Genomic DNA, 24,586 nt, shown 5'->3' on the forward strand with positions numbered 1-24,586 from the left:
GTCAAGGGGACGACTATGATCACGCCCATGCCTCCCTACGACCCGTCGGCCTTCCCGCCCTTCGCCGTCACCGTCGATCTGGTCGTGCTCACCGTGCGCCGCCACGCCCTGTGCGCGCTGGCCGTGCGCCGCGGTGAGCCGCCGTTCCAGGGCCGCTGGGCCCTGCCCGGCGGATTCGTCCGGGGCGATGAGGACCTCGAGGCCGCGGCCGCCCGGGAGCTCGCCGAGGAGACCGGTCTGCACGCCCAGTCCCCGGCCGGCCCGTCCCCCGTGTCCGGCGCACACCTCGAACAGCTCGCCACCTACGGCGACCCCAAGCGGGACCCCCGGATGCGGGTCGTCAGTGTCGCGCACCTGGTACTCGCCCCCGACCTGCCCGCGCCCACGGCCGGCGGCGATGCCCACAGCGCGCGCTGGGCGCCCGTGGAGACTCTCCTGGAGCAGGACGACGCCCTCACCCGCGAGGGCGAGCTTGCGGCTCCGCTGGCCTTCGACCACGCCCGGATCCTCGCCGACGGTGTGGAGCGCGCCCGCTCGAAGATCGAATACTCCTCGCTCGCCACCGCCTTCTGCCCGCCGGAGTTCACCGTGGGTGAGCTGCGCCGGGTGTACGAGGCGGTCTGGGCCGTCGCCCTGGATCCCCGGAACTTCCACCGCAAGGTCACCGGCACCCCTGGGTTCCTGGTCCCCACAGGCGGCACGACGACGCGTCAGGGCGGCCGTCCCGCACAGTTGTTCCGAGCCGGTGGGGCGACGCTGCTCAATCCGCCGATGCTGCGGCCCGAGGTCTGAGCCCGGACAGCGGTCACGGCACTGCGGGGCTGAAGTTCACCCGCAGTGACGCGATGAACCGTCAAATTGCACAATTACGGGAAAATAGGACATATAGCGGTACTGTGGCCGGGTGAGTCCCTTCGTACTCAAGGAAGCTCCCGACCGGCCTCACGCCCCGTCAGTGGTGCGGTGCCTTGCGCCGCCGGGTCGTCCGGCGGACTTCGTGGGCCGCGTCCGGCCACGGTCGGTGCCGCCGGTCGTGCAGCACCGCCCGCCCGCACCGCCGCCCCGCTAGCGTCCCGCCGGTCCGGGTGGCGACTGCCCGTCCGGCCGTGACTGTCCGTCCGGCGAGCCGGTGCCCTCTCCGTTCCCCCTGGGCTTCCATGAGGCGTCCGAGGGCTCCGCGATTGCCCTTATCGCGTGGGCCGTATCGAGTGCCCTGTTCTCGCTGCCAGTTGGGCGGGGGTGTTGAACGGCCGGGTCCAGGCCGGATTATCGACCTTCGATGCATTCCGTTCCGTCGCAACGGGATTGCCGGCGGGGACCGTCATGGCCCTCAACCGGGGGTGTGATCTGCCGGCCGGCGGCCGCGTCAAGCACCCCTTCGCAATCGACCAAGACGCACCTGTTCGTGATGTGGCTCGCGCGCCAACCCGTAGGCAGCGCACCGATGTTGTCGACGACCGGTCTGGTCTGCGGAAATGTGCTCGCGGTGCTGAGCGGCTTCGTTCGCTGATCGAGTAAGGCATATATTTTGGCGCCCTGTTGTTGTGGCTGCTGTCCACAACTCGCCATGGAGAGCGCATTTCTTTCCGATAAAGCGTCAATTCGAGGATGGGGGGCGATCACCCTTTCGTGTGCTTTTCACCAAAGACCTCAAGGGTGTTCAGGGTGTCGCCGACAAAAGATGCGTGAGTACCCTTGCGCACACCATGATGACCGCGGCTCGCCCCGGCGACACCGGCCTCGCAGGCCCGGGCGAGCTTGACCGCTACCCCTACGCGAACGCCGCCAACGCCGCGAACGCCAACAACGCAGCCGGCCATGACCGTGCCGAGCGCGTTTCGCAGGTCTGGGACAGCTCCGAGCCCGACATCGGCCGGGTCGGCCGCCGCGCCGCCGGCAGCCGCGGCCGCGGCCTGCACGGTCAACTCGTCCAACAGCTCGGCCAGATGATCGTCTCCGGGGATCTCGGAGCCGACCGTCCGCTCGTCCCCGAGGAGATCGGCCAGCGCTTCGAGGTCTCCCGCACCGTCGTCCGTGAGTCGCTGCGAGTCCTCGAGGCCAAGGGCCTCGTCAGCGCTCGCCCGAACGTGGGCACCCGAGTGCGCCCGGTCAGCGACTGGAACCTCCTCGACCCCGACATCATCGAGTGGCGGGCCTACGGACCTCAGCGTGACGACCAGCGTCGTGAGCTCTGTGAGCTGCGGTGGACGATCGAGCCCCTCGCCGCCCGCCTCGCCGCCGGGCACGGCCGTGAGGACATCCAGCAGCGGCTGGCCGACATGGTCGAGATCATGGGTCACTCCGCGGCCCAGGGCGACACCATGACCTTCTCCCGCGCCGACGCCGAGTTCCACTCGCTGCTGCTGCAGCTCGCCGGCAACCGCATGCTCGAGCACCTCTCGGGCATCGTCTCCGCCGCCCTGCATGTCTCCGGCGGTCCCGGTAGCGGCTGCGAGCGTCCGGTCGAGACATCCGTGGGACAGCACATGCGGGTCGTCGACGCCATTGGCTCGGGCGACGCCACGGCGGCTGAATCCGCGATGCGCCAGCTCCTCGCCGCCCACGGCGAGGTCGGCGGCCAGGGCTCCGGGACGCCCGTGGATCACGTCGTCCCCGCGCCCCGCGAGCACTGAAGGCCCGTACCCGACCGTGTACGGACCGTAGGCGCCGCGCGGCCCCGTGCCCTGCGCACCCCTCGGAGCAGGGCACGCCGTACGCGGCGAGGCGCAGAGATATCGCCGGATCCGCGTCATCGACCGGATCCGGCGACAGGTCTTGGGAGGATTGCATGTCATATGACTGGGAATGGGTCGTTATGGGGTGTGACTCGGGCCACGCAGTTTGGGCGTAACGCTCTTCCGGGAAGCGCGATGACTTAAGAGGTGATAGCCGAGGAGGGAATACGAGCGGCGTTCGTGACGCTGTTCAACTCCCCGGTTGCCCCTGCGCCGTCGGTCCATCCCTACCGGCGGTCGTCGGCTCCGATCCACAGTGGACGGGGTCGGAAGCCGTTTCCATCGTTCCGAGAGGTTGTTCGTGTCGGCCAGCACATCCCGTACGCTCCCGCCGGAGATCGCCGAGTCCGAGTCTGTGATGGCGCTCATCGAGCGGGGAAAGGCAGATGGGCAGATCGCCGGCGATGACGTGCGTCGGGCCTTCGAGGCTGACCAGATTCCGCCAACCCAGTGGAAGAACGTTCTGCGCAGCCTCAACCAGATCCTCGACGAGGAGGGTGTGACGCTGATGGTCAGTGCCGCAGAGGCGCCCAAGCGCACCCGCAAGAGCGTCGCAGCGAAGAGTCCGGCGAAGCGCACCGCCACCAAGACCGTCGCGGCCAAGGCCGCCACGGTCAAGAAGACCACCGCCGCGGCCCCCGCCCCTGTGGCGGACCCGTCGGCCGATGAGTCCGAGTCCGCGCCTGCAAAGAAGGCAGCGGCGAAGAAGGCGACCGCCAAGAAGGCTGTCGCGAAGAAGGCCACGGCCAAGAAGGCCACCGCCAAGAAGACCGCGTCCAAGAAGGACGTCGACGAGCTGCTCGACGACGAGGTGACCGAGGAGGCCCCGGCGCCCGGCAAGGGCGACGCTCCCGAGGTCGCCGAGGGCGCGGAGAACGCCGGTTTCGTCCTGTCCGACGACGACGAGGACGACGCCCCGGCACAGCAGGTCGCCGCGGCCGGCGCCACCGCCGACCCGGTCAAGGACTACCTCAAGCAGATCGGTAAGGTCCCGCTCCTCAACGCCGAGCAGGAAGTGGAGCTCGCCAAGCGCATCGAGGCGGGTCTGTTCGCCGAGGACAAGCTGGCGAACTCCGACAAGCTCGCGCCGAAGCTCAAGCGTGAGCTGGAGATCATCGCCGAGGACGGCCGCCGGGCGAAGAACCACCTCCTGGAAGCCAACCTCCGTCTGGTCGTCTCCCTGGCCAAGCGGTACACGGGCCGCGGCATGCTGTTCCTGGACCTGATCCAGGAGGGCAACCTCGGTCTGATCCGTGCGGTCGAGAAGTTCGACTACACCAAGGGCTACAAGTTCTCGACCTACGCCACGTGGTGGATCCGTCAGGCCATCACCCGTGCCATGGCCGACCAGGCCCGTACGATCCGTATCCCCGTCCACATGGTCGAGGTCATCAACAAGCTCGCGCGTGTCCAACGCCAGATGCTCCAGGACCTGGGCCGCGAGCCCACCCCGGAGGAGCTGGCCAAGGAGCTCGACATGACCCCCGAAAAGGTCATCGAGGTCCAGAAGTACGGCCGCGAGCCGATCTCGCTGCACACCCCGCTGGGCGAGGACGGCGACAGCGAGTTCGGTGACCTCATCGAGGACTCCGAAGCGGTCGTCCCGGCCGACGCGGTCAGCTTCACGCTTCTGCAGGAGCAGCTGCACTCGGTCCTGGACACCCTGTCCGAGCGTGAGGCCGGCGTCGTATCCATGCGCTTCGGTCTCACCGACGGCCAGCCCAAGACGCTGGACGAGATCGGCAAGGTCTACGGCGTCACGCGTGAGCGGATCCGTCAGATCGAGTCGAAGACGATGTCGAAGCTGCGTCACCCGTCGCGCTCGCAGGTGCTGCGGGACTACCTCGACTAGTCCGACCGCCCCAAGAGCGCCACGAGCCCGGTCACTCCTAGCTGGAGTGACCGGGCTCGCGCTCGTCCGGGGTGCGCCGGGCCGCCGTTTGGGTCACTCTAAGTGTGCGCGCACTGTCCCAGAGTCAGGAGTTCGAATGCGCCCGACCGCACACGCTGCCCTCGGAGCCCTCGCGCTGGTCCTCGCCCTGCCGGTGTCGGCGGCTGCGGACGAGTCGGTGATCGGCGGTAAGCCCGCAGCGCTGTCACAAAGCCCCTGGGCGGTGGCGCTGGCCTCCCATGAGCGCTTCGGGGCCCAGCGCTCCGGGCAGTTCTGCGGCGGTGTGCTCGTCGGGCACTCGACCGTGGTAACGGCGGCGCACTGTCTGAGCAAGGAGGTGCTGGGCGTCCCCTGGCGGGAAGTGCGGGATCTGAGGATCGTCGTCGGGCGCGACAAGATCAGCGGTGGCGGCGGTCAGGAGCTCAAGCCTGCGAAGGTCTGGGTCAACCCGCGCTATGACAGCTACACGAACGACGGTGACATGGCTGTCCTCACGCTGGACAAGCCGGTCCCGAACCGGCCCATCCCGATAGCGCGGCGGCAGGACAGCGCCTACCGGGCCGGCAATGCGGCCACGGTCTACGGCTGGGGGGACACCACGGGCGGAGGCAGCTACGCGTCACGGCTGCGCGCGGCACACGTCAATCTGCTGCCCGATGCGGTCTGTGCGCGGGCGTATCCGGGCAGTGCCGACGGTACGTACAAGGCGCAAACGATGCTGTGCGCAGGAGAGCCACTCGGCGGCCGCGACGCCTGCCAGGGGGACAGCGGCGGGCCACTGGTCGTGCGCGGACGGCTGGTGGGCCTGGTGTCGTGGGGCACCGGCTGCGGTCGGCCGGGCAGCCCCGGGGTCTATACGCGCGCCTCGGCGATTCTCCCGGCGGTGTCCGCACACGGGGCCGGCTGATCGGTGCGGGGGGCTGAGAGGCGTGCGTGGGCGTACGAGTGCGGGCGGTGTCCCCTGTGGTGTCGGGGAACCGCCCGCGATACGGCGCTGGGCCGCTGCTCGCTCGTCGTGGATGCGAAGTGTCAGCGTTCCTCATCGGACGCGGACGCCGGAGAAGCGGTCAGCCGCTCCGTCTCGTCCTGTATTTCCGCGGCGATCTTCTTGAGTTCTGGCTCGAACTTGCGACCGTGGTGGGCGCAGAAGAGCAGTTCTCCGCCGGACATCAGGACGACGCGCAGGTATGCCTGGGCGCCGCAGCGGTCGCAGCGGTCAGCGGCCGTCAGCGGGCTCGCGGGTGTCAGAACAGTAGTCACGTCGCCTCTTCTCTAGCTCGACGAGCTGTCGTACCAGGGTCAACATCCAACCAGGCCGAAAACGTTCCCGCTCGTGCCTTTTCCTCGAAAAAATTCTCGGAGGAGGCCGGGTGCTGCCGGGTGGCGGCGAATGAGCCGTATTGCGTGGTGGTCTGATTCACGTTGGTTGTTGGATCTCTTGTCCTCCCGGCTGGCTTGCCGGTTGTTGATGAGGACGTGCCCGGAGCCTAAATGGTTCATGCCTCGAAGGGAACGTGATGTGCACGTCACTCGGACGTCACCCCATCGAGGGATCGAACGTACGAGCGAAATTCTACTACCATGGGCATGCTTACGGGTGGCGTCACATCGGCTCTACCAGGCCTCGGTACCCTCTGACGGGCGACACCGCCACAACCGAGTCCGCGGAATGCGGGCTGCCAGAAATTCAGCGAGGAGCGAACCGCGTGACCGCCGAGATGTCCGTGCCGTCCACCGCAGTGCTGACCGGGGCAGACCGGGACGGTTCCAACTACACCGCGCGGCATCTGCTCGTCCTTGAGGGGCTCGAGGCCGTCCGGAAGCGCCCCGGTATGTACATCGGCTCGACGGACAGTCGCGGCTTGATGCACTGCCTGTGGGAAATCATCGACAACTCCGTCGACGAGGCGCTGGGCGGCTACTGCGACCACATCGAGGTGATCCTCCACGACGACGGGTCGGTGGAGGTCAGGGACAACGGCCGCGGCATCCCCGTGGACGTCGAGCCCAAGACCGGCCTCAGTGGCGTCGAGGTCGTGATGACCAAGCTGCACGCCGGCGGAAAGTTCGGCGGCGGCTCCTACGCGGCCTCCGGCGGCCTGCACGGCGTCGGCGCCTCGGTCGTCAACGCCCTCTCCGCCCGGCTCGACGTCGAGGTGGACCGCAGCAGCAAGACGCACTCGATCAGCTTCCGTCGCGGCGTCCCCGGCATCTTCACCGAATCGGGCCCCGACGCCCCCTTCGACCCGGGCAACGGCCTGGTCAAGGGCAAGCGGATCGCCAAGACGAAGACCGGCACCCGGGTGCGCTACTGGGCCGACCGGCAGATTTTCCTCAAGGACGCCAAGCTCTCCCTGGAGACGCTGCACGCCCGCGCCCGCCAGACCGCGTTCCTCGTACCCGGTCTGACCCTGGTCGTCCGCGACGAGCGGGGCATCGACGGCGCCGGCAAGACAGAAGAGACGTTCCGCTACGACGGCGGCATCAGCGAATTCTGTGAGTACCTCGCGCAGGACAAGGCCGTCTGTGACGTGCTCCGGCTGACCGGCCAGGGCACCTTCAAGGAGACCGTGCCGGTCCTCGACGACCGCGGCCACATGACACCCACCGAGGTCACCCGGGAACTGGGCGTCGACATCGCGCTGCGCTGGGGCACCGGCTACGACGCGACGGTCAAGTCGTTCGTCAACATCATCGCGACGCCCAAGGGCGGCACCCACGTCTCCGGCTTCGAGCGGTCGATCGCCAAGACGGTCAACGAGGTGCTGCGGTCGAGCAAGCTGCTGCGCGTCGCCGAGGATGATGTCGTCAAGGACGACGCAATGGAGGGCCTCACCGCCGTCGTGACCGTACGACTCGCGGAGCCGCAGTTCGAGGGCCAGACCAAGGAGGTGCTCGGCACCTCCGCCGCCTCGCGGATCGTCGCCCAGGTGGTGAGCAAGGAACTCAAGTCGTTCCTCACCTCCACGAAGCGGGACGACAAGCAGCAGGCGCGCGCCGTCATGGAGAAGATCGTCGCCGCGGCCCGGACGCGCATCGCAGCCCGTCAGCACAAGGAGGCCCAGCGGCGGAAGACGGCGCTGGAGTCCTCCTCGCTGCCCGCCAAGCTCGCGGACTGCCGCAGTGACGACGTCGACCGCAGCGAACTCTTCATCGTCGAGGGCGACTCGGCGCTGGGCACCGCAAAGCTGGCCCGGAACTCGGAATTCCAGGCGCTGCTGCCGATCCGCGGCAAGATTCTGAATGTCCAGAAGTCATCGGTTTCGGACATGCTCAAGAATGCCGAGTGCGGCTCCATCATCCAGGTCATAGGGGCCGGATCCGGTCGCACCTTCGACATCGACACCGCCCGCTATGGCAAGGTCATCTTCCTGGCCGACGCGGACGTCGACGGCGCGCACATCCGCTGCCTGCTGCTGACTCTCTTCCAGCGCTACATGCGGCCCATGGTCGAACAGGGCCGGGTGTTCTCCGCCGTCCCGCCGCTGCACCGGGTCGAACTGATCAACCCCAAAAAGGGTCAGGAAAAGTACATCTACACCTACTCGGACAACGAGCTGCGCCAGACGCTGCTCGAGCTCCAGCGCAAGAAGGTCCGCTACAAGGACAGCATCCAGCGCTACAAGGGCCTGGGCGAGATGGATGCCGACCAGCTCGCCGAGACGACCATGGACCCGCGCCACCGCACCCTGCGCCGCATCAACATCAGCGATCTAGAAGCGGCGGAGAAGGCCTTCGACCTCCTCATGGGCAACGAAGTCGCCCCCCGTAAGGAGTTCATCACCAACTCCGCGTCCACTCTGGACCGTTCGCGCATCGACACCTGACCGGACCGCAGCTCCCGACGGGCGCCTCTCCACCCCTGGGTGGACGGGCGCCCGTGGCATTTCCACCCGGCCCCCACCCTGGCTCCGATCCGGCCGTCGATACCGCTCCGTAGCGTCGGAAACGTCGAATTCCCCGTCCCACGGAGGGCCTAGGTCATGAGCGGCTTGCTCAACATCGTTGTGATCACCGCGGCGGTTGCATGGGTGTTCGTCCGGCAATTCACGGCGCAGCGTGTCTCGTCGGAGGGCAAGAAGTGGTGGCTGATACCGGTCGTCCTGACGGTCCTGGCGGTGCGGCAGCCCGGTCTCCTGGACCCCGGGTACCACGCGGCGTCCGCCGTCCTGCTCGGCGTGGAGATCCTTATCGGGCTGGCCTGCGGCGTCGGCTGGGCGTGGACGACACGCATCTGGACGGACGCGGACGGCGCGGTCTGGAGCAAAGGAGGCTGGGCGGCGGCCGGTGTGTGGCTGTGCGGCATGGTGCTGAGGCTCGGTCTCATGGGCATCGCGGCGGCCATGGGGGTCCACCAGGGCAGCGCGGCCACCATGCTCTCCGTTGCGGCGATGCTGCTGACCCGTGCCGGTGTCACCACCTGGCGGGCCCAGGCCCTGCAGCAGACGTACCGTGTCCCCGTTGCGGGCTGACGCCCCCCGCGCGCCCTCGAAAGGACCGTACGTGCCGCTGAACTCCTGGACGAGATGGCCCCTGCGGGAGTCACTGTCCCGTGAGGGCGTCAGCGGCGCCCGGGTGTGGATCGGCCGAGCGGTGCGTGTCGTAGTGCTCGCCGGCCTGGTGTGGATCACCCTGACGGGGCCGGGCTTCACCGGCTGGGGGCGGGTGGCGGCGTGTGCCGGCATGGCCGTCACCGTCCTGGTCTTCCGCGGCTTCTTCCGGACGACGCTGGCACGCCGTCTGTGGCCGTCCATCGGGCTGTTCGCCGTACTGGAGGCGGCGGCCTTCGGCTTCGATTTCGCCGGGGCGCGGGTGCCCGCGATCGTCCTGTGGTGCGCCGGTGCCGTCATCGCCATGGAGCGGCTTCCGCTGAGCGCCGCGGTACCGTGCGCCGCCGCAGCCCTCGGCGCGTACGCAGCGCTGGACCACGACAACTGGATCGCGACCACCACGACCACCGTGGGTCTGGCGCTGGCGGGCTATGTCGTACGGCTGGATGCCGAGGCTCGCGGCAACGCCCAGCGGCTGCTGGCCCAGGAGCGGGCCGCCCGCAAGGCGGAGGCCGAATCGGCGGCGCTCACCGAACGCGGGCGGATCGCACGCGAGATCCACGACGTTCTTGCCCACAGTCTCAGCGCCCAGCTGGTGCACCTGGAGGCGGCGCGGCAGCTGATCCAGCGCAGCGCCGATCTCGAGGCGGACCGTGATCAGCTCCTGGACAGGGTGGTGGCGTGCCGGGGGATGGCCCGTGAAGGGCTGGACGGTACCCGTGAGGCGCTTTCCGCGCTACGAGGGGAGGTGATCCCGGTCGAGGACTTTCTGCGCCGCCTGGCGGCCGCTGAGGGCATTCAGCTGGAGGTGGCGGGCGAGGGGCGTGCCTTGCCGGCGGAGGCCGGCCTCGCGGTCCGCAGGGTCGCCCAGGAGGCGCTGACGAACGTACGCAAGCACGCACCGGGGGCACGGGTGAGCGTGCGGCTGGAGTACGGGAGGGGCAGCGTGGGGCTGGAGGTGCGTGACTTCGGCGGCCGCGGTAAGCCCGGCGAGCTCGGGGGCAGCGGCTCCGGATACGGTCTGCTCGGGATGCGGGAGCGTGCCGAACTTCTTGGTGGAACGCTGGATTCCGGCCCCGACGAGAAGGGTTTCGTGGTGCAGCTGCGGGTTCCTGTATGACGGCGCGCACAGTGGCACGGGTCGTGGTCGCCGATGACCAGACGGTGGTGCGTGAGGGCATCGTGATGCTGCTGGGACTGCTGCCGGGCATCGAGGTCGTCGGATCGGCCGCGGATGGTGCGGACGCCATCCGGCTCGTCGCCGAACTCCATCCCGACGTCGTACTGATGGACCTGCGCATGCCACGCTGTGACGGTGTCGAGGCCACCCGGCGCATCCGTGCCGAGCACCCCGGTACCCAGGTCGTGGTGCTCACCACCTACGCGGACGACGACTCGCTCTTTCCCGCACTGCAGGCCGGCGCCCGTGGCTATCTGACCAAGGACGCGGACGGCGATGAGATCGTCCGTGCCATCGACGGTGTGCTCTCGGGCGAAGCCGGTCTGTCGCTCAAGATCCAGCGCAGGCTGCTGGAGCGGGTCGCGGAGCCCGTACGGCCCCTGCCGCAACCGCCGCAGGCGCCTCCGGACGGCCTGACCGCCCGCGAGGTGGAGGTGCTGCGGCTGGTCGCCGAGGGCCAGTCCAATCCGGAGATCGCGCGGACGTTGCACGTCTCCACCGCGACGGTGAAGACCCACATCAACAATCTCTTCGCCAAAGCAGGGTTGCGGGACAGGGCCCAAGCCATCCACTACGCGTACCGTCACGGCCTGGCGCAGCCGCCCGGATAGCCCATCACCTGATGGGGTGAAGGGTTCGGAATGAAGAGTCCCGGATCTTCCTTTCTGTCCAACCTTGGGTCGCACGGACAACAGCCCCGTGCACCAAGGAGAGTTCGGTGGACAAGCAGGACGGCCGCTCGGCCGGTGAATCAGGGGGCGTGCGGCTCGATGACCCCTGGTACGACTCTCTCGCCTCCGGGTGGGGCGAGCTGGACGGCGCAGCGGAGGCAGCGGCCGAGTGGGGCAGCAGTCAGTCACCCCGGCCGGTACCGGTACCGGAAGACGAGCGGTCCGCGCCGCATGACGAGATCTATCTTGCGGTGCAAAGGAGCGTGGCCTTCCAGGAGGTGCGCCGCCGCTACCGGCGGTTCGTCCTGCCCGGCACGGCGATTTTTCTGGCCTGGTACCTCGCCTATGTGATCGCGGCGACCGCCGCGCCCGGCCTCATGGCCCACCGCGTCGCCGGCGCCCTGAATATCGCGATGCTGGCCGGACTCGGTCAGTTCGCCACGACATTCCTGCTCACCTGGGCGTACGCGCGCCATGCCCGACTGCGCAGGGACAGTGCGGCGCTCGACATTCGCTGGGAAACCCAGGAGCTCACCGGAGGGAACGTACGGTGACCGACGACCACCAGGCCCTCGCTTGGGTTCTGTTCAGCGTGTTCATCGCCATCACCCTGGCGATCACCACCTGGGTGAGCCGTCGCAGGCACGGCTCCGCCGAAGAGTTCTATGCAGGAGGGAGGCTTTTCTCTCCGATGGAGAACGGTTTCGCCATCGCGGGCGACTACATGTCGGCCGCCTCCTTCCTCGGGATTTCCGGGCTGATCGCCCTCTTCGGTTACGACGGCCTGTTGTACTCGGTCGGCTTCCTCGTTGCCTGGCTCGTTGTTCTCTTCCTCGTCGCCGAACTGGTCCGTAACTGCGGCAGGTTCACCCTCGCCGATGTCGTCGCAGCCCGGATGCGGGAACGTCCCGTCCGTATTGCGGCCGGGGCGGCCTCCGTCACCGTGTCGGTGCTCTATCTGGTGGCGCAGATGGTCGGGGCCGGCAGTCTGGTCGCCCTGCTCCTGGGGGGCGCGGGCCAGCAGGCCCGTACCTGGATGGTGATCGGAGTCGGTGCCCTGATGGTGATCTACGTCGCCTTCGGCGGGATGCGCGCCACGACCTGGATCCAGATCGTCAAGGCCGTGCTCCTCATGGGTGGCGCCATCGCTCTGACCGTCCTGGTGCTGGTCCGGTTTCACGGCGACTTCAACGTCCTGCTGAACACCGCCGCCGAACGCAGCGGCCACGGCCGCGACTTCCTCGCACCGGGCCTCAAATACGGTGAGGACTGGATCTCTCGGCTGGACTTCATCAGCCTCGGCATCGCGCTGGTTCTGGGCACCGCCGGGCTGCCGCACATCCTCTCCCGCTTCTACACCGTCCCCACGGCGCGTTCCGCCCGTCGATCCGTCGTCTGGTCCATCGGGCTGATCGGTGGCTTCTACTTGATGACCATCGTGCTTGGCTTCGGCGCTGCGGCGGTACTCGGCAGTGACGCCGTCCGGACGTCCAATACGGCCGGCAACACCGCCGTCCCGCTGCTGGCCCTCGATCTGGGAGGCGGCGCGGGTTCGACCGGCGGCACCGTTCTCTTCGCCGTGGTGGCGGCAGTCGCGTTCGCCACCATCCTGGCCGTGGTCGCCGGCATCACGCTCGCCTCGTCGGCTTCCGTCGCGCACGACCTGTACGCCTCGCTACGGCGTCCGCGGGGCTCGGCGCAGGACGCCCAGCGTGCCGAGGTGACCGTGGCGCGCATCGCAGCGGTGGCCGTCGGCGCGGTCGCCATCGGCCTCGCCTTGCTCGCCCAGGACCTCAACGTCGCCTTCCTGGTGGGCCTGGCGTTCGCCGTTGCCGCATCGGCCAATCTTCCGGTCCTGCTGTACACGCTCTTCTGGCGCCGCTTCACAACCCGGGGCGCGGTCTGGTCCGTATACGGCGGCCTGATTCCGGCGATCACTCTTGTCGTTCTCTCACCGGTGGTCTCCGGCAGCCATGACTCCATTTTCCCCGGAATGGACTTCGCCTTCTTCCCGCTCGACAACCCCGGTGTCGTTTCGATCCCGCTGGGCTTCCTGATGGGGTGGCTGGGAACGGTGCTCTCCCCGGAGGCCGCCGACGGGGCACGGCATGCAGAGACGGAGGTACGGGCGCTGACAGGGGCAGGGGCAGCCTAGGCCTGTTCGATACATTTCGACAGGTCCGGTCCGGTCCGGTCCGGTCCGGCCCTGGCCTGGCCTGGCCTGGCCAGGCCAGGCCAGGCCAGGGCCGGACCGGACCTATGGAGCGGACGGGCGCCGCAGTCGCGTGATGCGTGGCTGCCACGCCTTACCCGTGTGCCCCGGTTTTGCCGGTGCCCGTCGGCTCAGCGTGGCGTTCGTCCCTGACTAGACCCATATGTAGCGGTGCTCGGGGCGGCCCGTCTCGCCGTACTTGAGCGTGAGGCGTACCCGCCCGGTGCGTTCCAGGAGTTTGAGGTAGCGCTGTGCGGTCTGCCGGCTCAGCCCTGCCTGGAGGGCCACGTCCTGCGCCGACAGCGGGGCGTCCGCGGAGCGCAGAACCGAGCGCACCCGGTCGGCGGTGGCGGTGGAGTGCCCCTTCGGCAACTCGGCGGGACCCGCGTTGGCGGATCCCAACGCCCCGAAGATCCGGTCCACTTCGGACTGCTCGGCCTGCCCACCGCCCGCAAAGGTACGGTGCAGCGCCGCGTATCCCATCAATTTGGAGCGCAGGCCTGCGAAGGTGAACGGCTTGACGAGGTACTGCAGCGCACCGTGGCGCATCGCGGCCTGCACGGTGGCGATATCGCGCGCCGCCGTCACCATGATCACGTCGGTGACCAGGCCGCGCCGTCGCAGATCGCCGACCAGTTGGAGTCCTGTCCTGTCGGGGAGGTAGTGGTCCAGAAGGATCAGATCGACGGAGTGGGCCTCAAGGGCGGCAAGGGCCTCAGCGGCCGTGTGCGCGAGGCAACTGACACGGAAGCCGTCGATCTTCGCGACATAGGCCGCGTTGATCTTCGCGACGTGCACATCGTCGTCCACGACCAGTACGTCGATCATCTGGCGGCCTCCGTGGAGGCGTCGGGGCGACGAGTGCCCCCTTCGAACCGTCTGGTGGTGTGGGTGTCCGTGACTGCTTCCTGGAGGGTTGCCTCAGGCGCTTCGGGAAGCTCCTCGGACAGTGCGTCGGGGACCGTCACGGTGAACACCGCTCCGCCACCGGGGCGTTCGCCCACCTCGACACTGCCTCCGTAGCGCTCAGCGAGACGCCGTACGAGCGCGAGGCCGATGCCGCGCTGTCCGTGGGCCGGCGGTTCCTTCGTTGTCCAGCCCTCGGTAAAGATCTCCCCGCGACGCTCTTCGGGCACGCCCGGTCCGTTGTCGCTGACGCGCACGACGGCGGTGCGGCCGTCGGCGCGGACCTCCGCCTCCAGTTGCGCGTCACGCTCACCCGACGTGGCGTCCAGTGCGTTGTCGACGAGGTTGCCGAGGACGGTGACCAGGCTGTGCGGGTCGACCAGGCGGTCGGGCAGGTGTGTACGGGGGGAGACGCGCAGGGAGGCGCCGCGCTCGGTGGCGACCGTGGCCTTGCCCACCAGCAGGGCAGCGAGAAGCGGATCGTGGATGCGCTCGGTGACCTGCTCGGCGGTCGCGTGATGCACGCCCACGGCCTGCGTCACAAACTCCACGGCCTCCTCGTGCAGCCCGAGTTCGAGCAGGCCGAGGAGGGTGTGCAGCCGGTTGGCGTGCTCGTGGTCCTGGGCACGGAGGGCATCGATGAGGCCACGGGTGCCGTCCAGTTCGCGCCCCAGCCGCTCCAGCTCGGTACGGTCGCGCAGCGTGACCACGGCACCGCCGTCGTCGGTCGGCATGCGGTTCGCCACCAGAACCCGGTGCCCGCTGACAGCCAGTAGGTCCGCCCCCGAAACTCGGCCTGCCAGGACGTCCGTCGTACGGCTGGGAGGCAGGACCGCGTCCAGCGGGCGGCCGGTGTCCTCGGCATGGAGATCCAGGAGGCGCTGCGCCTCGTCGTTCAGCAGGCGGATGCGGCCGTTCTTGTCGAGAGCGAGGAACCCTTCCCGGATGCCGTGCAGCATCGCCTCCCGCTCGACGAGCAACGCGGAGATGTCGGAGAACGCCAGGTCGTGGGTGCGGCGCTGGAGCCGGCGGGCGACGAGATAGGCGGCGAGCGCGCCCACGGCGAGCGCTCCGCCCGCGTAGGCGAGCAACTGAGGGACGGTGGAGAGCAGCCGTTCCTGCACGCTCTCGTACGCGATGCCGACGGAGACGGCGCCGACGACCTTGCCGGCCTCGTCACGGAGCGGGACCTTGCCGCGCGCGGACCGGCCGAGGGTGCCCTCGTCGATCTGCATCACCTCCTGGCCGGAGAGCGCGACGCTGGGATCGGTCGAGACGTGGCGGCCGATCTCATCGGGGTCGGTATGCGACCAGCGCACCCCCTGCTTATCCATGATCACCACGTACTCGGCGCCGGTCGCCGCGCGAATCCGCTCCGCCTCGTGCTGTACGGGGCCGTGGCGCGTCGGACGGGAGGACTCCAGGGCATCGTCAAGGCGAGACTCGGCCGCGGTGGTCTGTGCGATGGCGAGGGCGCGGCGCATTGCCTGGTCGTCGAGCTGCGCACTGAGCGGGGCAAGGAACAGGCCGGTCGCCAGGGCTGTGACACCGGTTGCGATGGCCAGCTGCACCATCAGTACCTGGGAGAAAACCCGCCGCGGCCAACCCAGCCGTGGCCTTGTCCGGCGCTTTGCGTGGTCGGTGGGGCCGTGCTCGACCAGGGCCCGGGTGTCGGGAGCCCGCAGACCGTCAGTCGTGTGCAGGTTGCTGAGCGGCTCGTTGCTGGGGGCCCCAGAGGCCGTCTCGGTGGGAAACGGCGCGGAACCCGAGTGCTCTGCGGCGCTCGGGCGCGGGACCGACGCTTCCTTCTCGCCCATATGAACGAACAGTAAGCGGGGAGATGGGTCGGCTGGTAATACCTGACGGAGCGAATTCGGAGGGTGTCCGGGCGGCGACGTGCAAGGTGCCCCGCCCCATCGCGAGCCGCAGCACGTGAGGCGCACTGCCGCCTGACCGGCGGCGAGCAGGAAGAACGCCCGCAGCATCAAGATCGCCTACATCGCAACGCCGGCAACCACCGCAGCAACGACAGTGCCGTGATGCACGGCCGCCCGTCGGTTCATCGCGCTCGGAGCGCTCGGCCCTCGACCCGCGGCTCCTCGACTCATCCGAGCAATTCCCAGCGGGAGGGAGGCTGTCGATACGTCGGCGCCGGTGGAGTCAGCGCGTCTCGCCGATCGGTGGCAGAGGGTTGACTCCAGCGACGAAGGCGCAGGTCAAGCCCACGTCAACGAGGCAGGGCGAGAGCTGGAAGCAGTTATCCACAGACCTTTCGGTCGCGGATTGCGCGCGCATAACCTCGCATGGTGAGCAGGTGGGTGGGTCTTGCGCCGGGGTGCGGACCGACTGGGGCGGTACGTGGTGCGCGATGGGGCGTGCGGAAGGGAGCGGTCATGCGGTCGACGGGGGAGAGCAGCAGCCACGGGACGTGGTGCAAATCGTGGAGGAGGGAGGGACGAGTGCCGTTCGGTCGGTGGGGAGCGGGCGGACGGTCCCGGCGCAGTTGGTCGGTGCGTCTGGTCTGCCGATTCACTTGGTCGTGGAGCAGTCGCCCGCTGCCGGGTGCCGTTCGCGCGACCGGCGGGGCCGCATGTAGCCGGATCGCCCGTCGACTTCCGGGTGGGCGGCGGAGGGGCCCGCACGAGGGCCCGTGCCTGTCTCCTGAGGCGGCATCGCGGGGTGGGCGAGCGCAGAGTGGTGAAGCACGCGGTGACCGTCTCGGGGAGCCCGCCAAGTCATCTGCCGACGGCCTGGGCCGCCCTTTGCGGCATGCTGCTCGCCGCACTGATCGAGACAACCGCCATGCGCGCCGGTGGACCGAGCGGCGCACCACAGCTGGCGGGCGCCGGAGCACCGTCGGCCCGCTGTTCGACGATCACCTGCCAGATGCGGCCGTCGGAGTGCGCCACGGTAACCGCCCAGACGGCGGAGGCTCCGGCAAGGGCCGCACCGCCGGACGTCAGGCTGTCGGCCGACCTCGGTTCGGGCCACACCGTGTCGGTCCGTACGACGTCGAGTGCGTCCGCCGTGTCCTCCCCGATCAGCTCACGGACCGCAAGGTCGGCGGCTTGGCCGGGCCGGTCCCAGGCCGAGCGGCCGCGGGCGTGGTCGATCGTGATCCGTCCGTCGCGCGCCGTTTCCACGGCCTCCTTGACCAGGGGGGCGGAGGCACGTCCGTAGGCGTAGCCGTAGGGGAGGACGAAAAGGGTGGGGGAGAAGCGGTGGCCCCCGATGTGGGTGACCTCCCAGGCCTCGGTTCCGCCGGCGGCGAGCTCGGCGGCCAGCGGGCGGCCGAGCAGGGCGCAGCAACGGTCCCGCTTGCCGTTGGTGCACACCAGGACCAGCGGCTCACCGATGTACGGCTCCCAGAGACCGTGGTGCTCTCCCGCTCCCAGGGCCGCGAAGTTCAGCCCGAGGGCCGCCCGCGGGTCGGTGACGGTGGTCGTACGGATCCAGGACCGTCCCGGCGCGGTGTGTGCCAGGAACAGCCGCCGCCGGGAGGTGCCGTGGCGGTCGGCATGGCGTCCCGGTCGGCGGATCAGGGCGACGCGTACGCCCGTTCCCTCTGCCGCGGCCTCCAAGGCCCGGCCGACGTCAGGGTCGAGGTGACTGTCCGCCAGCGCATGGGTGCCCCAGGGCCCCGGCTGCTCAATGAGCAGCCAGGTCCGGGCAGGGGCCGCGGTCCCGGCGAGAGATTCGGCCGATTCACGAGAAGCGGTGGCGCAGGTACTCACATAGGTGAGCCTAACCTCATCTGTCCCGCGTCGGGTGCCGGGTGGGTGTCCAACGGGGCGATGGAGAACCAGCCGTCCCGCGGTGATGACGAGTGCCCCCTCGAGTGAGGTCCGGCGAGGCCGGGACTCCGGCATCGGCGCCGGTGCTGCCAGAGTCCTGGCATCGCCCGGAGCGACCTCCCTGCGGCAGCCTCGAGTCACGGCAGCGGCTGCGGCGGGCGGGGGCCGTGGTACTGGCCGCTAGGGCGCATGCGGAGGGGCGGTTCGGCGTATTCCTCCAAGGCGTGGGCGATCCAGCCGGCGGTGCGGGCGATGGCGAAGATGGTCTCGCCTGCCTCCGCCGGCATGCCTGTCGATACGGTCAGTACGGCCAGCGCAAGGTCGACATTGGCGTGCAGCTCTGTGTGCCGGGCCGTGGTGGTGACCACTTGTCGGGCCGCCTGGAGGGCGGGGCGGGCTTGCGGTACCTCCTCCAGGAATCGGAACAGCGTGCGGGCTCGCGGGTCCTCACCCGGGTAGAGGCGATGACCGAGCCCCGGGACCCGGCGGCCGGTGCGCAGGTGGTCGGCGACCACGGCAGTCGCGCTGCCCCGGTCCCGCACCTCCACCAGCATCCGGTGGGCGAGTCCGCTTGCCGCGCCGTGCAGCACGCCGTCCAGCGCCCCGAAGCCCGCCGAGACAATCGCGTACGGGTGGGCGCGGGCGGAGGCGGCGACGCGTACCGCGAACGTCGAGGCGGCGAGGTCGTGGTCGATGAGCAGGAGCAGCGCGGCGTCCAGAGCGCGGAGCGCCGCGGCGTCGCCGGGTTCCGCGGTCAGCCGTGACCAGAGACGCGTGGCGAGAGGGCCGGCAGCGCTCTGCTCGGGGCTGTGCGCCGGCAGAGCGTCGACAAGCGTCGGGATGAGGCTGCGGGCGGTGCCGACGACGGTGTCCTCGGACAGATCGAATCGGAGCGGGTCAGCGGTCGCCGCAGCGATCGCGGCGACCCGTAGGCGGTCCATCGGTCCGCTGTGGGCCGGCAGTGCCTGTACGGCGTGGTGGGCGGCCGACAGCGCGTCCGGTGGGGCCGTGAAGCGAATGCCGGGGCGCAGCTCGCCGGTCCACAGCCACTCGGCTACTTCTTCGTAGCTGTAGTGGGCGGCGAGTTCCGAAGAGTCGACGCCGCGGAAATAGCAGTGGTCGCGGTCGATCAGTGTGATGCCCGTTCTGACCGCCAACTCGCTGCCGGAGGCGGAGGGTTCACGGCGGCCCGCACGCCGGGCGAGCGCGTCGACCTCCTTCGCATCGAAGGTGCTGCCGCGGGCGCCCGGCGCGCGACGGCTGGTCAGCTGGCCGCGGCTGACATAGGCGTACACCGTCTCCGGCTTCACGCCCAGCCGGTCGGCTGCCTCTCGGGTGCTCAGCCGCTGCCCGCCTGTGTCCTGTGCCGTGCCTCGATCCGCCATGGGCTCACCGTATCCAGACTCATCCACATTGATTCAATCAATATTGACAATACTTGAATCAAGCATAGACAGTCGGATCAACATTCAGGTGAGGAAGAGCAAGGAGATCAGCAATGCCGAGCGCCGAGGCGAACACACCGATCGACGCGCCCCGTGGGCTTGCGGGCGTCGTCATCACCGAGACCCAGGTGGGCGACGTCCGGGGAATCGAGGGCTTTTACCACTACCGCCAGTACTCCGCCGTCGAGCTGGCGACGGCCCGTACTTTCGAGGATGTCTGGTACCTGATGTTCCACGGGGAGCTGCCCGACGCGGCGCAGCTCGCGGCTTTCAGCGCCGAGACCGCCGCTTTGCGCACACTGCCCGCGGCCGTACGCGAGGCGCTGCCCGCCCTCGCCCGTGCCGGTGTGCCCTCCGGCCCCCTCGCCGGGCTGCGCACCGCGCTGTCCCTGCTCGGCGCGACGGCCGGCTTCCGGCCGCTGTACGACATCGACGCCGACCGCCGACGTGCCGACGCGCTCGCCGCATGCGCCGCCGTACCGACCCTGGTCACCGCGCTCCACCGGCTCGGCCGTGGCCTGCAGCCCGTCGAGCCCCGCTCGGATCTGAGCTACGCCGCCAACTACCTCCACATGCTCACCGGCGACGAGCCGGAGACCGACCGGGTCCGGGCGATCGAGGCGTATCTGATCTCCACCATCGACCATGGCTTCAACGCGTCGACCTTCACCGGCCGCGTCATCGCCTCCACCGGCGCCGATCTTGCGGCCTGCCTCGTCGGTGCCGTCGGTGCCCTCTCCGGACCACTGCACGGCGGTGCGCCCAGTCGAGCCCTGGACATGCTCGACGCCATCGGCACACCCGACCGCATCGCCCCCTGGATCCGCGACCGCGTCCTGAGCGGGGACCGGATCATGGGGTTCGGCCACTCCGTATACCGCACCGAGGATCCGCGCTCCAGGATGCTCCGAGGTATCGCCGAACAGTTCGGCGGGCCGCTGGTGGACTTTGCCGTCCAGGTGGAGGCGAGGGTCGAAGAGCTGCTGGCCGAGCTCAAGCCCGGACGTGAGCTGCACACCAATGTGGAGCTCTACGCGGGGGTCGTCATGGAACTGTGCGGGCTGCCGCGCGAGATGTTCACGCCCACCTTCTGCGCGGCCCGCGTGGTGGGCTGGAGCGCCAACATTCTGGAGCAGGCCGAGGACTCGAAGATCATTCGCCCCGCGGCCCGGTACGTCGGCCCGCCCCCGCCACAGCCGCTGCCCGTCGTCGCGTCCCGCTAGCGGGGCGGTCCGTAGGTGGTGCGGGGGCGGGCCGGGCTCGCGGCGCAGGCATTCCGTTACGATCGGCAGCTCGTCCGCCGCCGGTCCGCGCGGCCCGCCACCCGCACCATGGAGGCGCTCCCTTGGCCACGCAACAGATCCCGGTCGTCCTGCTCGCGGGCTTCCTCGGGTCGGGCAAGACCACGTTGCTCAACCATCTCCTCGGCAACGGCGACGGCACCCGTATCGGTGCGATCGTCAATGACTTCGGCAGCATCGAGATCGACGCCATGACCGTCGCCGGGCAGGTGGACTCGATGGTCTCGCTCGGCAACGGCTGCCTGTGCTGTGCGGTCGACACCAGCGAGCTGGACACCTACCTGGAGCGGCTCGCGCGACCCGCCGCCCGGATCGATGTGATCGTCATCGAGGCCAGCGGGCTGGCCGAGCCGCAGGAACTCATCCGGATGATCCTCGCCAGCGACAACGACCGGATCGTCTACGGCGGGCTGATCGAGCTCGTCGACGCCGCGGAGTTCGAGGACACCAGGGCCCGGCATCCGGAACTGGACCGGCATGTGGGTATCGCCGACATCGTGGTGCTCAACAAGGCCGATCGCATCGGCGATGCGGCGCGGCAGCACCTGATGGAGACGCTCGCGGACCTTGCTCCCGGCCGGCCCGTGATCTGCACGGCGTACGGGCAAATCGATCCCGAGCTGTTCTTCGACCGTGGACCGGGTGAGGACTACGACGCGGCCGTACGCCAGCTGTCTTTCGAGGACCTGCTGCGCGAGACCGCGGCGAGCGAGGACACCGCGCACGGCTCGGACGACGAGTGCGACCACCCCGGCCACACCCACCACGCAGGTCACCTCCATACCGCCTATCAGAGCGTGGAGTTCACCTCCGCCGAGCCGATGCACCCGCGCCGCCTCATGGACTTCCTCGACAGCCGTCCCGCCGGTCTCTACCGCATCAAAGGCTTCGTCCATTTCGACGTACCGGAGAACCGCCAGAAGTTCACGGTGCACGCCGTCGGAGACTTCCTGCGCTTCTATCCCGCACCGTGGCCGAAGGGCGAGGAGCGGTGCACCCAGCTCGTCATGATCGGCAGCGGCATCGATGCACCGGCCCTGCACAAGGAACTGGACAACTGCCGCGAGAGCGCACCGTCGGACGCCGACCACAACAGCATGTGGGGCGTGTTGCGGTACGTGGCCGCGCGCGAGGACTCCGAAGACGGCTGACGCCGTCGGGCCGGTCCTCCACCGGCCCGACGGCGTCACCCGCATCCGTCACGCGCCTGATTACACCGGCCCCGCCAGCGCTGCCACCGGCTTCATCAGCGGCACACCCGAGCCGTCCCGCCGCGGATCCACCTCCGGCATCTCGACCGGGGTGCCCTTGGCATCCGCGCCACGCACCGGAGCCGGTCCCACCCACGCCTGGATGAGAACGTCCTCGCCCTTCAGGAACCGCTGGCACCGCACCCCGCCGGTCGCCCGGCCCTTGCGCGGATACTGGTCGAACGGGGTGAACTTGGCCGTCGCCACAGAGTCGTCCAGCGTGCCGTGCGAGCCGGCGACCGTGAACACCATGGCGTCGGAGGCCGGATCGATCGCGGCGAACGCGATCACCTTCGCGCCCTCCGCCAGCTTGACGCCCGCCATGCCACCCGCAGGCCGGCCCTGCGGCCGCACCTGCGACGCCGGATAGCGCAGCAACTGCGCCTCGCTGGTGACGAAGACCAGGTCCTCCTCACCGGTGCGCAGCTCGGCCGCGCCCACGATGCGGTCCCCGTCCCTGAGGGTGATGACCTCCAACTCTTCCTTGTGGGCGGGGTAGTCGGGCACCACCCGTTTGACGACGCCCTGCTCCGTGCCGAGCGCCAGGCCCGGCGACGACTCGTCGAGCGTCGTGAGACAGATCAGCTCCTCGCCGTCCTCCAGCGTCAGGAACTCCGCGAACTGCGCGCCGCCGGAGAGACTGGGCGCCGTCGCGGTCTCCGGCAGGTGCGGCAGATCGATCACCGAGATCCGCAGCAGCCGTCCCAGAGACGTCACCGCGCCCACCTCGCCGCGGGTCGTGGCCGGCACCGCCGAGACGATCACATCGTGCTTGACGCGCTTGGCGTCGGCGTCGAAGGCCACGTCCCCGGCGACCGTACGCGCCAGCAGCCCCGTCGAGGACAGCAGCACCCGGCACGGGTCGTCGGAGACCTCCAGCGGCACCGCGCCGACCGAGGTGCCCGCCGACTCCAGCAGAACCGTCCGCCGGTCCGTGGCGTACTTCTTCGCGACCGCGGCCAGCTCGCCGGACACCAGCTTGCGCAGCTCGGCGTCCGACTCCAGGATCTGCGTCAGCTTCTCGATCTCGTCCTGCAGCCGGTCACGCTCCGACTCCAGCTCGATACGGTCGAACTTGGTCAGCCGGCGCAGCGGGGTGTCGAGGATGTACTGCGTCTGGATGTCGCTCAGCGAGAACCGCTCGATCAGCCGCTCCTTGGCCTGTGCGCTGTTCTCGCTGGAGCGGATGAGCCGGATCACCTCGTCGATGTCCACCAGGGCCGTCAGCAGGCCCTCGACGAGGTGGAGACGGTCGCGCCGCTTGGTCCGCCGGAACTCGCTGCGCCGCCGCACCACGTTGAAGCGGTGGTCGACGTAGACCTCCAGCAGCTCCTTGAGGCCCAGCGTCAGCGGCTGCCCGTCCACCAGCGCGACGTTGTTGATGCCGAAGGACTCCTCCATCGGCGTGAGCTTGTAGAGCTGCTCCAATACGGCCTCGGGGTTGAAGCCGTTCTTGACCTCGATCACCAGCCGCAGGCCGTGCTCGCGGTCGGTGAGGTCCTTGACGTCCGCGATGCCCTGGAGCTTCTTCGAACCGACCAGGTCCTTGATCTTGGAGATGACCTTCTCGGGGCCGACCGTGAAGGGGAGTTCGGTGACGACCAGGCCCTTGCGGCGGGCGGTGACGTTCTCCACCGTGACCGTCGCGCGGATCTTGAACGTGCCGCGGCCCTTTTCGTACGCGTCCCGTACGCCGCCGAGGCCCACGATCCGGCCGCCCGTCGGCAGGTCCGGACCCGGCACGAAGCGCATCAGGGTGTCGAGATCGGCGTTCGGATGCTTGATCAGATGGCGGGCCGCGGCGATGACCTCGCCCAGGTTGTGCGGCGGCATGTTCGTCGCCATACCGACGGCGATGCCGGACGTGCCGTTGACCAGGAGGTTCGGATACGCGGCAGGGAGGGCGACCGGTTCCTGCTCCTGGCCGTCGTAGTTCGGCGTGAAGTCGACGGTGTCCTCGTCGATGGACTCCGTCATCAGGGACGTCGCGGACGCCATCCGGCACTCGGTGTACCGCATCGCGGCGGGCGGGTCGTCATTGCCCAGCGAACCGAAGTTGCCGTGGCCGTCGACGAGCGGCAGCCGCATCGAGAACGGCTGCGCCATGCGCACCAGAGCGTCGTAGATCGACGCGTCGCCGTGCGGATGGAGCTTACCCATCACCTCGCCGACGACGCGGGCGCACTTGACGTAACCGCGATCGGGTCGGAGCCCCATCTCGTTCATCTGGTACAGGATGCGGCGGTGCACGGGCTTGAGACCGTCCCGGGCGTCCGGCAGGGCGCGCGAGTAGATGACCGAATACGCGTACTCGAGGAAGGAACCCTGCATCTCGTCGACGACGTCGATGTCGAGGATCCTCTCCTCGAAGTCGTCCGGCGGCGGGGTCTTCGTGCTGCGGCGGGCCATCGCGGCTGCGGCTCCTTCTGCTGCGTCTACTGCCGATGCCGGGAAGGCGACATCGAACAACGGTCAACCAGTCGGGTCAACCAGCTGAGGGATCGACCCGCGAGTATGTCTGAGTCTGACGCGGACCATTGTGGACCGCGCCACTGACAACGCCGACCGCGACTCCCCCTTCGGCTCCTGCGGGGTCGCGCACGGCGCACGTCCGGGGCCGGCCGCCCCGTGACTTCGCCAGATGCCGACGC

General features: G+C 69.2%; 18 protein-coding genes. 12 read left to right on the forward strand and 6 right to left on the reverse strand.

The annotated features are described in order from the left end of the window. Window positions 1-27: 27 nt before the first annotated feature. From ACF088_RS32160 to ACF088_RS32175, 4 genes are all read left to right on the forward strand, one after another. A complete protein-coding gene (locus ACF088_RS32160; protein ID WP_392379401.1) occupies window positions 28-792 on the forward strand; it encodes an NUDIX domain-containing protein in 765 nt (254 codons plus the stop codon). Between the two features lie 839 nt (window positions 793-1,631). Then, window positions 1,632-2,633, forward strand: a complete 1,002-nt coding sequence (locus tag ACF088_RS32165; protein WP_392379402.1) for a FadR/GntR family transcriptional regulator — start codon at window positions 1,632-1,634, stop codon at window positions 2,631-2,633. 397 nt (window positions 2,634-3,030) lie between these two features. Then, window positions 3,031-4,587, forward strand: coding sequence for an RNA polymerase sigma factor (locus ACF088_RS32170; RefSeq protein ID WP_392379403.1), 1,557 nt, complete (start codon window positions 3,031-3,033; stop codon window positions 4,585-4,587). 136 nt (window positions 4,588-4,723) lie between these two features. Continuing rightward, window positions 4,724-5,533: a serine protease gene (locus tag ACF088_RS32175; RefSeq protein ID WP_392379404.1), complete on the forward strand. Its 810-nt coding sequence runs from the start codon at window positions 4,724-4,726 to the stop codon at window positions 5,531-5,533. A 122-nt stretch (window positions 5,534-5,655) separates the two neighbouring features. Here the strand turns inward: ACF088_RS32175 and ACF088_RS32180 are convergent, their stop codons facing one another. Then, window positions 5,656-5,886, reverse strand: coding sequence for a hypothetical protein (locus ACF088_RS32180; protein ID WP_003981845.1), 231 nt, complete (start codon window positions 5,884-5,886; stop codon window positions 5,656-5,658). A gap of 446 nt (window positions 5,887-6,332) precedes the next feature. On the opposite strand from ACF088_RS32180, the gene ACF088_RS32185 reads away from it, so the two are divergent. The 6 genes from ACF088_RS32185 to ACF088_RS32210 all read left to right on the forward strand — a co-directional run bounded on the left by ACF088_RS32185 (window position 6,333) and on the right by ACF088_RS32210 (window position 13,182). Then, window positions 6,333-8,453 carry a type IIA DNA topoisomerase subunit B gene (locus tag ACF088_RS32185; protein ID WP_392379405.1) on the forward strand — a complete coding sequence of 707 codons (2,121 nt, stop codon included), beginning with the start codon at window positions 6,333-6,335 and terminating at the stop codon, window positions 8,451-8,453. Between the two features lie 156 nt (window positions 8,454-8,609). Then, window positions 8,610-9,098 (forward strand): DUF1453 domain-containing protein, encoded by a 489-nt coding sequence (locus tag ACF088_RS32190; RefSeq protein ID WP_392379406.1) that lies wholly within the window; start codon window positions 8,610-8,612, stop codon window positions 9,096-9,098. 31 nt (window positions 9,099-9,129) lie between these two features. Further along, window positions 9,130-10,296, forward strand: a complete 1,167-nt coding sequence (locus ACF088_RS32195; RefSeq protein WP_392379407.1) for a sensor histidine kinase — start codon at window positions 9,130-9,132, stop codon at window positions 10,294-10,296. Beyond that, on the forward strand, window positions 10,293-10,967 hold the full coding sequence (locus ACF088_RS32200; RefSeq protein ID WP_392379408.1) for a response regulator: 675 nt from the start codon (window positions 10,293-10,295) through the stop codon (window positions 10,965-10,967). Before ACF088_RS32195 ends, ACF088_RS32200 begins: the two co-directional genes overlap by 4 nt. Window positions 10,968-11,074: 107 nt before the next feature. Then, window positions 11,075-11,581 (forward strand): DUF485 domain-containing protein, encoded by a 507-nt coding sequence (locus ACF088_RS32205; RefSeq protein WP_392379409.1) that lies wholly within the window; start codon window positions 11,075-11,077, stop codon window positions 11,579-11,581. Continuing rightward, window positions 11,578-13,182, forward strand: a complete 1,605-nt coding sequence (locus ACF088_RS32210; RefSeq protein ID WP_392379410.1) for a cation acetate symporter — start codon at window positions 11,578-11,580, stop codon at window positions 13,180-13,182. The genes ACF088_RS32205 and ACF088_RS32210 overlap by 4 nt, the downstream gene beginning before the upstream one ends. A 210-nt stretch (window positions 13,183-13,392) precedes the next feature. Here the strand turns inward: ACF088_RS32210 and ACF088_RS32215 are convergent, their stop codons facing one another. The 4 genes from ACF088_RS32215 to ACF088_RS32230 all read right to left on the reverse strand — a co-directional run bounded on the left by ACF088_RS32215 (window position 13,393) and on the right by ACF088_RS32230 (window position 19,324). After that, window positions 13,393-14,067 (reverse strand): response regulator, encoded by a 675-nt coding sequence (locus tag ACF088_RS32215; RefSeq protein WP_392379411.1) that lies wholly within the window; start codon window positions 14,065-14,067, stop codon window positions 13,393-13,395. Beyond that, entirely contained in the window at window positions 14,064-15,719 is a 1,656-nt protein-coding gene (locus tag ACF088_RS32220; protein WP_392379458.1) for an ATP-binding protein, read from the reverse strand. Before ACF088_RS32220 ends, ACF088_RS32215 begins: the two co-directional genes overlap by 4 nt. Before the next feature lie 1,161 nt (window positions 15,720-16,880). Beyond that, window positions 16,881-17,879: a sucrase ferredoxin gene (locus tag ACF088_RS32225; protein WP_392379412.1), complete on the reverse strand. Its 999-nt coding sequence runs from the start codon at window positions 17,877-17,879 to the stop codon at window positions 16,881-16,883. A gap of 197 nt (window positions 17,880-18,076) precedes the next feature. Next, on the reverse strand, window positions 18,077-19,324 hold the full coding sequence (locus ACF088_RS32230; protein WP_392379413.1) for a citrate/2-methylcitrate synthase: 1,248 nt from the start codon (window positions 19,322-19,324) through the stop codon (window positions 18,077-18,079). 113 nt (window positions 19,325-19,437) lie between these two features. Between ACF088_RS32230 and ACF088_RS32235 the strand changes: the two genes are divergently transcribed. Together ACF088_RS32235 and ACF088_RS32240 are read left to right on the forward strand one after the other, a co-directional pair. Next, window positions 19,438-20,607 (forward strand): citrate synthase/methylcitrate synthase, encoded by a 1,170-nt coding sequence (locus tag ACF088_RS32235; protein ID WP_392379414.1) that lies wholly within the window; start codon window positions 19,438-19,440, stop codon window positions 20,605-20,607. A gap of 122 nt (window positions 20,608-20,729) precedes the next feature. Continuing rightward, complete coding sequence (locus tag ACF088_RS32240; RefSeq protein WP_392379415.1) at window positions 20,730-21,836, forward strand: CobW family GTP-binding protein; 1,107 nt, start codon at window positions 20,730-20,732, stop codon at window positions 21,834-21,836. 60 nt (window positions 21,837-21,896) lie between these two features. Here ACF088_RS32240 and ACF088_RS32245 read toward each other — a convergent pair whose 3' ends face one another. Next, on the reverse strand, window positions 21,897-24,344 hold the full coding sequence (locus tag ACF088_RS32245; RefSeq protein WP_392379416.1) for a DNA topoisomerase (ATP-hydrolyzing) subunit A: 2,448 nt from the start codon (window positions 24,342-24,344) through the stop codon (window positions 21,897-21,899). Window positions 24,345-24,586 lie beyond the last annotated feature (242 nt).

It is taken from the genome of Streptomyces sp. NPDC015125 (assembly GCF_043080045.1).
Lineage (GTDB): Bacteria > Actinomycetota > Actinomycetes > Streptomycetales > Streptomycetaceae > Streptomyces.